Annotated in this window: 6 protein-coding genes and 1 pseudogene; 1 reads left to right on the top strand and 6 read right to left on the bottom strand. The window is 53.2% G+C overall.

Annotated elements, in window-relative coordinates:
• A partial coding sequence (locus ACW5W8_RS22815; RefSeq protein ID WP_498630629.1) for an IS1595 family transposase occupies positions 1-411 on the top strand: 411 nt, incomplete at its 5' end.
• Between the two features lie 316 nt (positions 412-727).
• On the opposite strand, the gene hsdR is transcribed toward ACW5W8_RS22815, so the two are convergent.
• The 6 genes and pseudogenes from hsdR to ACW5W8_RS22785 all read right to left on the bottom strand — a co-directional run.
• Entirely contained in the window at positions 728-3,142 is a 2,415-nt protein-coding gene (gene hsdR, locus ACW5W8_RS22810) for an EcoAI/FtnUII family type I restriction enzme subunit R (protein WP_498630627.1), read from the bottom strand.
• 113 nt (positions 3,143-3,255) lie between these two features.
• On the bottom strand, positions 3,256-3,750 hold the full coding sequence (locus tag ACW5W8_RS22805; protein ID WP_498630625.1) for a hypothetical protein: 495 nt from the start codon (positions 3,748-3,750) through the stop codon (positions 3,256-3,258).
• Entirely contained in the window at positions 3,751-4,983 is a 1,233-nt protein-coding gene (locus ACW5W8_RS22800) for an AAA family ATPase (protein ID WP_498630623.1), read from the bottom strand. It abuts the gene before it with no gap.
• A gap of 57 nt (positions 4,984-5,040) precedes the next feature.
• The gene (locus tag ACW5W8_RS22795) at positions 5,041-6,228 is read right to left on the bottom strand and encodes a restriction endonuclease subunit S (protein WP_498630621.1); all 1,188 of its coding nucleotides are present in this window, start codon (positions 6,226-6,228) and stop codon (positions 5,041-5,043) included.
• Complete coding sequence (locus ACW5W8_RS22790; RefSeq protein WP_498630619.1) at positions 6,225-7,679, bottom strand: type I restriction-modification system subunit M; 1,455 nt, start codon at positions 7,677-7,679, stop codon at positions 6,225-6,227. Before ACW5W8_RS22790 ends, ACW5W8_RS22795 begins: the two co-directional genes overlap by 4 nt.
• Positions 7,680-8,627: 948 nt before the next feature.
• A pseudogene (locus tag ACW5W8_RS22785) lies at positions 8,628-10,499 on the bottom strand (DUF927 domain-containing protein); the annotation flags it as partial.
• Positions 10,500-10,586 lie beyond the last annotated feature (87 nt).

Below are 10,586 nucleotides of genomic sequence, written 5' to 3'. Positions count from 1 at the left end.
ATGTCAGCCCGGCGGAGTTTAACAAGAGGTATTGGAGAACTGCTCAGGCTGCTTGATCCGGGACTGTCCGATCTTGTCAGGACACCTCAGCTTGTTTCGCCGGATGCCGTGCTGTGTAGCGATGGTGCGGGTGTGTATGCCAGCTTCAGCAAAGTACAGGGCGTGACGCATCAAGTGGTACGTAATCGTCAGGGTGAGCGAGTGGCCGGCGCGTATCACATTCAGCACGTGAACGGGTATCACCATCGGTTAAAAGAGTGGATGGTGCGTTTCCATGGTGTAGCGACGCACTACCTGAAGAACTACCTGGGTTGGCGCAGGATGCTGGAGCGTTACGGAAGGGAAGTGAATATCAAAACGTGTTTGCATGAGGCGCTGGGATACCCCATGCAACACGTAATTGGGACATAGCCTTTTCTATGGCCTCCTCGAGCTTATCACGGGACATTGCCCGACCCGCAGATGCAAAAAGGCCGCTCATGATGAGCGGCCTTTTTCAATTTGGTGGCCCTGGGGTCTCTGACTTAACTCACCAAGCTTTTGATTTTATTGCGTTTGAGTTTCTTGCTTGAGGTGATGGTGGTACTTGTGGTGGTACATATTGCGAAACCACCTCCTCTTAAAGGGGCATCCAGAACATTCAATCACCTCTTATCCTTCGCCTGGACGAGGGTTCAAATCCCCCGGCTGTTTATGGCCATTTATGCACCAACACCGCTCATTCCTGTCACTGCCCCCGATAGAGATACTTCTGGAAGCCGACGAAGGCGCTGCGTACAGCATCAGGAGTGCCCAACTCGGCAAAGGCATCCGCCAGAGCGTTGTTGTATTTGAGTTTGAGTAGTGGCCCCAGCTTGGTGTCATCCAGTTCGTTCACCCCCTCTTTGACATAGTGGCCCAGCACGAAACTCAAGAAGGCTTGCTGCTTGCTGTCAAACTCCTGGCTCAGCATGGCCTCTGCTTGCGTGGCTCGCTCTTCCCGGGTCATGGGATCATCGGCATAGGCCACGTAAGCCAGCACATCAAACAGGTCGCTCTGCTCGGCCTCGATTACCTTCTGCATCTCGGTCAGTTGGTCAATGCCAAACCCTTTCTCTGCCAGACCATCAAGCAGCTTTTTGCGGGTGCCCGGTTCACTCCAGAGCGCGCGCAGCTCGTCTTCATCCTTGAAAAACTCGGGCAACTTGCCAAACAGCTCGTCCATAAATTCGGCGGCTGACATCGGCGTACCATCCGGGTGCCAGAAGCTGGTGGCGCTCATGTGTTGGATCTTGCGGGCCTTGCCGTCTGCCAGTTCAATCTTGATCTTATCTTTCTTCTGACAGGTGCAGGGCTTATTGCCGCACACCTCGCACTGATACTCGGGCTCAGGCTCTTTCAGACAGACACAAGGGCGCTCGCCACAGACCTTGCATGGTTTGGGCGGTACTTTCTCGCAGGAGCAAGGAGAGGTGCCGCAGCGTTCACATACCTCGGCTGGCAGGGGCTCACCATCCCACTCCGGGTCGCTAAAGTGGTGATGGGCTTTTACAAAGTCATGCAGGGTGAAGTAATCCTTGCCATCACACAGCCGGGTGCCTCTGCCGATGATCTGTTTAAACTCGATCATCGAGTTAACCGGGCGCATCAATACGATATTGCGCACATTGCGGGCATCGACGCCGGTAGAGAGCTTTTGTGAGGTGGTCAGGATAGTCGGGATCGATTTCTCGTTATCCTGAAAATCGCGCAACCACTGCTCGCCCAGCGCACCGTCGTCGGCGGTGACCCGGTGGCAATAGTCGGGGTGTTTGCTCTTTTTCATCTGGTTGATGAGATCTCGCACCGCCAGCGCATGATCCTGGGTGGCACAGAACACGATGGCCTTCTGGCGCTGGTCTATCTCCTTCATAAAGATCTCGACCCGTTTTTTCTCGCGGGCGCCGATCTCGATGATGCGGTTCATATCCTGCTCGGTGTAAACCCGACCTCGTTCTACTTCTCCCTGAATCACCTTGTCATCAGAGGTGTAGATGTACTCATCCAGTGTGGTGGCATGTTGGCGCACCCGAAACGGTGTCAGGTAACCATCGTTGATCCCCTCTTTGAGGGAATAACTATAAACCGGCTCGCCAAAGTAGGCATAGGTATCGACGTTATCCTTACGCTTGGGGGTTGCGGTCAGCCCTAGTTGTACGGCAGGTTTGAAGTAGTTGAGGATATCCCGCCAGTTGCCCTCATCGTTGGCACCCCCCCGGTGGCACTCGTCGATGATGATGAGATCGAAGAAATCGGCGGGGTAGTCACCAAATACCGGGGCTGGTTTGCCCTCGGTATCGGTGCCAGTCATAAAGGTCTGGAAGATGGTGAAGAAGATATTGCCATTCTTGGGGGCGCGACCTTTCTTTCTGATCTCATCGGGGGAGATCCGCACCAGAGCATCTTCCGGGAAGGCAGAGAAACTGTTGAACGCCTGATTGGCCAAGATATTGCGGTCTGCCAGAAACAGAATGCGGGGGCGGCGGGCCGGTTCACCTTCGCTCTTCCAGTCATTGATGTTCCAGCGACTATGAAACAGCTTCCAGGCCAACTGGAAGGCAATAAAAGTCTTGCCGGTGCCAGTTGCCAGGGTCAGCAGAATGCGATCTTGTCCTTGGCTGATGGCCTTCAATACCCGCTCGATGGCGATATCCTGATAGTAACGCCCCTGCCAGTAGCCGCCTTTGTCTTCAAAAGGTACGGCAGTGAAGCGATCCCACCAGCAATTTTGCACCGCAAAGGTGGCATTCCACAGCTCATCCGGGCTCGGGAAGGTTAGGGTCTCTCCCTCCTTGCCGGTCTCCATGTCGATGGCATAGATACCCTGGCCATTGCTCGAATAGGTAAAGCGGATGGCAAGCTTGCTGGCGTAATCCTTGGCCTGACCCACCCCGGCGGTGAGCGGCTTGTCCCAAGCCTTGGCCTCGATTACTGCCAGCTTGGTATTGCGATACTCCAGCACATAGTCAGCCGAGAGAGGCTTTCCCCGTTTACCATTGCCTTCCAATCGCCCCAGGGTGATCGGGTACTCGCGGCGAATGCGGCTGCCCGGGGTGACGCCCCAGCCAGCGGCTACCAGCATGGGGTCGATATGGTCGCTGCGGGTTTCTGCTTCGTTCTTCACGTTCTCTCCCTGTCTCTATAGCCAACTGCCGAGTCATCCTCGGGAGCAGCAGCGTTGTCATCCCGCTAAGCTATCCAATGAAAACCCAATCAAGAAATGATCTGTGTTATTGGCTACTCAGGTAGCTTGATCGTCGTCTGCACATCGAGGCGAAAACCATACTCGCGGAAGAACCGCAGTTTTACTTCGTGGTCAATCTCTACAAATCCACGGTGTCGATGCCTTTTATTACAAGCAAATGCCTTCTTTTGACGAAAGCCTGACAAATCATGGTGGAAGCGCAGAAAATTAATAGTGGATTTCAGTTGCTCGATAGCATGTGATTGCCAACCAGGGCCTTGGTCTTTTAACTCGACCAAATAGAGCAAGCCATCAGAGGTCAGCATGCCATCACATCGGCCCCTGCCTCGTTCCTCATCATCCTGGATTACACACTTGTCGATAGCGGTAAAAGTCACTGCCCGCTCTGCCGGATTTTCCACTCTCGCGACCCACTTGTCCGGGTCTTGGGTATCGATATAGGCGGGGGTGGTGTCCTGGTCATCGCATACTCCAAACAGCGAGTCACTGTATGGCCCTTGCTGGCAATTGGGATTGAAAAAATCCATTTAGATGGCCTCTTCCAATTGCAGTAACTGATCGAACAAGCTGTTGCCCATCCGTAGCCAATCGTTGAGCAAGTTCTGATCGGAGGGGATGCCCTCATAACAATCGAGCTGACTAATGCGACCCTCTTGCTCATCGCATTGATAAATCGCCACCTCGTCGGCCACCAGTAACGCCGACTCAGGGATAAGCTGGTAAAGCTCGGGCAGGAGGTCTATTCGACCAGCGGCCTGCATCCGTTGTTGTAACTGCCTGCCCTGAATCGCGAGGCTTAGATAATTAACGATATAAGGGCTATGGGTGGTCAGTACTAGTTGGTTCTGGGGCCCTTGATGGTTAAAAGCCAGCAGATTTTTGAGCAGCTCCCATTGGGACGAGGGGAACAAGTTTTGCTCCGGTTCTTCGACGATATTGATAAATGCCGTCTTGTTAAACCGATTGGAGAGTACAGACATCGCCACTCGTTTTTGCTCATCGGTCAGGATGTCATTGGCAAAAATGCTGGCCACCGCTTTTTTAAAGCGCGTCATCTCATCAGTGCTCATCGCTGGCTGATCATTTTTGCTCTGGGTTTGTACCAAGTTGGCCAGATGCTGGCTGACCAGATAGACCGGCACGAACGATTGGAAGCCGCTCGCCGCGTCAGTTAGCCGTACCTTATGGCCTTGCCCCCTGAGGTTGATAATATCGTTGAGCTTGTCGTATTCGATCTCGATGTTATTGATGGGTAATGTCATCGACCCCCGCAGGCTCTGCTTGGCCTGATCGAACGCCGTCAGAAACTCTTGTAACGATTCAGAGGATAGTTTCAGTTCCCTTGTGTGACGCACATAAGAGATAAAGTTGCGTTCTGCCGGTACATACATCACTTGGGGGAGCGCATACTGTTGACTTGATAATTCGCGGATGCTCAGTTGACCACCAGCGTAACTGATGGCGTAGGCGTCACCTTCATATTCAATGCTTGTCTCGCCTTTTTGATAGTTTTCCAACCGGTGGTAGCCCAAAAACTTGTTTTTGAAACGGCCTTTGCGTTCAAACCACTTCTTCTCAAAGTCACCGCGCACTAGGGCCTTCTCAATCCAGCAGAAGGTGGCAAACAGCTTTGCCACAGTGCTTTTACCCGCCCCCTGGTTGCCAATAAACAGGGTGACAGGCTTAAAGTCGATCCAGCCATCGTTATCCAAGCGGCCCGGGCCGATGGGGCCAAAGTGCTTGATACGCATACGGGTCATGGTTTATCTCCTGCCATATCAGTCGAAAATGTCATAGATCATCAAGGTATCACGGGTTTACAAATGGCCGCTAAATGCTTGCTGCAGTAGGGACTGTTTTAGTTCGTCCAGTGCGGCAATCTTGCGTTGGTAGAGGGATTCGAGACGTTGTGTTTCGATTGTGAGTGTGTCCAATGTAGCGACGATAGCTTTTTGTTCTTCTATTGACGCAGGGAATGCAACAGTTACAGCACCAATCTTAGTGGGGGATGTATGGCGAACTTTCGCCCCTGACGCACTTTCATGAATAGCTTGGCGTACTGCCTGAGTATTAAATACATGAAAGAAAAATTCATTTAGCCAAGGTATGCCGGGCTTACCGCTTACCAAGCCTAGTCGCTGATTATGAAGGAATTTTCCTTGGCTAGGAACAATGATGGGACTGCCAAGTAGGCCTGCCGCTTGTTCAGTCATTGCGACCAGTAAATCTCCTGCTTCAAGGAGGAAACCTTGAGGAATATCCCCACTATAGAATTTCTGTTTATCACCACGATCACGATACCCGCCCGTTTCAAAAAAATTCCCTGGAGTGAGCAAGGTATAACCACCTTCATTTGTGAAGTATTCACTTTTGAAAGCAAAACCATGTTTTATATCACAAAGCTTGGATAATGGTTTCTTTATCCACCCATCACCGCGTTGGCTAAACACCGACTGGAGATAGCTTTCAAACAGGGCTCGTGCATTCTGACGGTTGTGCTCGGCATTGGCGCGTGCTGCCGCGATCGCTTCAAAGGCCTCGTCGAGAATGGCGACGATCCGTTGCTGTTCTGGGAGCTGAGGCATCAATAACTCAAAATTTGCCAGCATTGTTCCTGACACGTTAGGAAAAGTAGCTCCTGTTCCTTTACCGTGAATTTCATCACGCTTTGAGCTGACAAAGTAATTAATCCATGGTTGAAACTGTTTCGCTCTAATAGCAGCTACACCGCGCCCGATACATGCATCGAAACCAGCGATATTCATCCGTCCAGTTGTAGATCCTCGGACACAAAGAATAAGATCGCCTTCTTTGCAAAGCTTCGTTGGTTGAGTTGTAAATTTTGAGCGAACAGTTTCACCAAATGAACCATTACTAAACTCGACAGGTCCGTTAATAAGCGGTACACCTTGTCCAACTGAATTGTAGCTTTTACCATCTGGACTTTGGCCCATTATGATGTCACACACATCACCAAGCTTTTCTAGCTTCCACCCTGCCTTCATACCAGCCCCCGAATAGTGGCCAGCAGCTCGGTGCTTTCGGCATCCAGTAGCGCGATCTCATCCATAATCTCGCTCGGGCTGCGATGCACCACTTCTTCTCCGCCGCTAGGATTTTTCACCGACAGGTCATAGCTGCTGGTGTCGATCTCGGCAACGTCCAGGCTCCAGCTGTTGGCCGAGTCGGCAAAGCTGGCCTGCAGTTCGACAAACTCTTTCAGATCGTCGTCATTAAGCGGGTTGGTTTTGCCCATATTGCGGCCCGGAGCGAGCTGATAGAACCACACCTTGCGGGTCGGTTCACCCTTGGTAAAGAACAGCACCACGGTTTTCACCCCGGCCCCCTGGAAGGTGCCGCCCGGGCAATCCAGTACCGTGTGCAGGTTGCAGCTCTCCAGCAGCAATTTACGCAGCGCCGCCGAGGCGTTATCGGTATTGGAGAGGAAGGTGTTCTTGATAACGATGGCAGCACGGCCGCCCACTTTTAGCATCTTGATAAAGTGCTGCAGAAACAAAAATGCGGTTTCGCCGGTGCGAATAGGGAAGTTCTGCTGTACCTCCTTGCGCTCCTTGCCGCCAAACGGTGGGTTGGCAAGGATCACCTCCATCCGGTCTTTGTCCTGAATATCGCTCAAGTTCTCGGCCAGGGTGTTGGTGTGCTGGATATTGGGCGCTTCGATGCCATGCAAAATCATGTTCATGATAGCTATGACGTAGGCGAGGCTCTTCTTCTCCTTGCCGTAGAAGGTGCGGGTCTGCAGAGTGGCCAGATCGTCGGTAGTCAGACCCGGTGTGGCGCTCAGGTAATCGTGGGCTTCACACAAGAAGCCAGCCGAGCCACAGGCACCATCATAGATCCGCTCGCCTATGCGCGGCTTGATCACCGCAATCATGGCCCGGATCAGCGGGCGAGGGGTGTAGTATTCGCCGCCATTGCGCCCGGCGTTGCCCATCCGCTTGATCTTCTCTTCATAGAGGGCCGACAGCTCGTGTTTTTCCACCTGGGAGCGAAAGCGCAGCTCGTCGATGTAGTCGATGATATCGCGCAGGGTGTAGCCGCTGCGGATCTTGTTCTGAATCTCGCCGAAAATCTCGCCAATCTTGTATTCGATGGTATCCGGCCCGCTTGCCCGTTGCTTGAACCCTTCCAGATAGGCGAACAGCTCGTTATCGACGAACTCCACCAGATCATCGCCTGTCATGGCCATGTTGTGGTCAATCTTGCCATCGGCACCCTTAGGGGCGGCCCAGCTCGACCAGCGATAGCGGGGCAGCAGGATTGGGGTATAGGCCTTGCCTTCCAACAGCGCTTCGCTCTCTTTGTCCTGCTCCAGTGCGTCGAGGTACTTGAGGAATAACAGCCAGGAGGTCTGTTCGGTGTAATCCAGTTCAGAGCTGCAGCCCGACTCTTTGTGCAGGGCGTCGTCGATATTTTTGAAGGCTTGATCAAACATGAAAGGCATCCGGGTAAAGCATGGGCATAAGCGCCGGTCACAGGTGCGCTTATTGCTAATGGATTGAGTTGGCGGCCATTCTACCGCCTTGCCCGGATGCCATAAACCGCTATGGATGCCTTTGGAGCGATGTTATTGCGACGAATGAGAGGTCACCCGCTATTTGGCTCGCTTGTCGGTGGGGGTTGCTGGACTGGGGGCTGACGATCAGTTCTGTCAGGTCTTGGTTTTTTTGAAAATGCTGATTTAGCTGTTTAGGATTTTTGGTTTTACGGCTTTGGTCTGATCATTACGCGTAATTGCTCATCTTGGTTTATATATAAGTAATTGATATTTAGTTGCTTTTATTGCGCGGTTGATTTGGTTGTCACTGCGTTGGAAGTGATCACGCGATCACTTTGACGATCACTTTGGCGATCAGTTTGCCCCTATTCATCGGAGTGGTGATCACTTTTGCTGCACTAAGCTCATTGTTCTGCAACCAGATAACAATCTGCTAGCCAGAGATGCTACCTCTTTCGTTGAATGTCGGGGGGGACGCTGTTCGTTAGTTAATCTCCATACGACATTGTTGTTAAAGTGAGGCTTTGAGTTGCGGTTTGCTCTATATGTCTTAGAAAAACAGTGGGAACGGTGAGAATGCGGGAACAATATCTGCTAACCCGCGTCATTACTGGTTTTGTTTGTACCCACAACTTCACAGATCTCTTGGGAACAGGTGGGAACAACTTCAATATTTGGTCTTCTGTTCCCATTGTTCCCACCTTGTACCCACTCCACATTCGTGTGTAGGGGAACAGCTCAATCCCTTGCCATAAAAGGCTTTCCGTCTCATCGAGAGGTTTTGTTCCCACTGTGCCCACCGCTTTTAGCGTGTTCTTTACGTGCGTACACAAGGCTGGGGAAAATGGCCGGACTCGGTAACCCTCGGCCTCCTTCTGGCTGGCTTCACACGTATTCTTGTTCCTCGGCGGGATCGGCCAACACGCGTTCGGTCAGCAAGTACACCCACACTGCTCCACTCATACCCGGTAGTCTTGCCTTGCGCTGTAGTCGCTTCTTGTCCTTGCCTGTCAGTAGATAACCCGCCTCAAGACACAGGTGCGCCGCACGTTTGGGATCGCGTCCTTTGGTGAGCTCTGCCCAGCCGGGCGGCAACACAAAGAAGCTCACCCCATCAGCATCCGCCTTTCGATAGCCCACCATATTGGCCGGACGATGGCTGGCATCGAACCAGTCAGCAAAACGACTGTGCTGATGGGCGGTGATAAATCTGCGTACCTGCTCCAAGGTGGTGGTGTCTTCCTTGTTGCCAAGATGGCCCCGTTCCATCAGCCACGCCTTGAGGCAAACCCGCGCCGCCCGGATCGCCTCGCCCTCTGGCCAGCCCGTTACGCCAAGTTGGGTCGCCAGTTCACCGGCAGCAGCCACCAGCGCGAATCGGTTGATGGCTCGTCCTACTTGGTTGCCAGCCCCCTTTGGTGTTAGCTCGCTGGCAAGGCGTTTGATTTCGCTAGCCAAGCGTTCGCGGTGTGTATCCAGATCGATGGCCAGCCCTTCCACTAAGGCTCGAAAGGCGGTGCCATGCTGGCGATCTGCGTTGGTCTTGAGGGTATCGGCAAAGAGGCGTCCGCCTTCCATGCCATGCAACCATTCAAACGCCCCATGGTGCCCGGTGTTGCTCGGGATCTGGATGGTACGTACTTCCATCCCGGCTTGGGTTCGCTGACCTGCACTGGCGGCATGATCCTCAAGGCTCAATTCACCCGTGGAGAGATACAGCAAGCGCCATGCCTTGCGCTCCCTCAACTCCCCATCCTGCTTGCTCCGACCCTTGCCTTGTCCGTTAGCCAGCATATAGGCCACTTGCCCGGCCTCTTTGCCATCCAACTCCCCCAGTTCATCCAAACAAAGCAGGGCATCATTGCGCCGACTGGCGATCCCCTCAATCGCGTTACCGGTTGCTCGCCAAGTTTGGCTATAACGGTCAGGATTGCCGTAAACACTGGCGGCGGCCTTCATGATGGTCGTTTTGCCGTCTGTGCTTTCCCCCTTGAGATGAAAGCCACCGCCTTCCATTCCCACCAACGTGAGCAGTGGGGCTGCGAATGCCAGTGACAGGGCAAAGCAAAGTCGGGAGTTCCCCACTGCCAGCGCAGCAACTCCCAGTTGCCATTCGGCCAAGGTGCCACGTTCGGTAAAGTCACTGGCTGCGTATCCAGCCGTTTGTAGGATCACACCCTCGGCATCTGGCCCTATCGCCCCTTGTGGCAGCACATAGGCATTACCATGCCAGCCGGTACGCTCTACACAGGTGATCCGCCTCTCTGGCTGGCAAGCCATCAGATACTCGGCCAGCTTGCGTTTGTGGCCCAACTCAATAAATGGCAAGCCTGCATCTAACAGTGCAGTAAAGACCTCTTCACCATTGCGCGGCACCAACGAACGGACAGGCATTGCCCAGCGGCGCGTCCGTCCGGCGCTATCTTGCCACTCCAGCAGACGGCCATAGCCCCGACCATGTTCATCACTGGTTTCAGCCAATACTTGCACCGGGCTTGATATGGGCACCAACTCTTGCCGGGTATTGTCTCCCCGCCCCACTAGCTCCCACACACAAAGGCGATCCCCCTTGATCTCGAATCCAGCCGGTAGCACCTGTTCTTTAGCCTCATCGTTGTGGTGAAGTGGATGAAGCGTGACAATTTCAGCCCCTTCCTTCTGGCTAGCATCTTGGCCTTGGGGGCTATTAGCGAGCGGGGTGGTGCAGGCGCTCATGATGGCCCCTTGTGTCTTGGTCAGTCCGTAGGCTTGATGGTGAGGTATCCTGATTTTCACAGACAGTCCCGATTGTTACGATGAGACAATCGGGGGTATTGAATGAAATCGAGAGAACACTATTCACCA

It is taken from the genome of Aeromonas aquatilis, assembly GCF_054052405.1.
The sequence above is the reverse complement of the archived record's forward strand: the minus strand, read 5'-3'. Positions and strand labels throughout refer to the sequence as shown.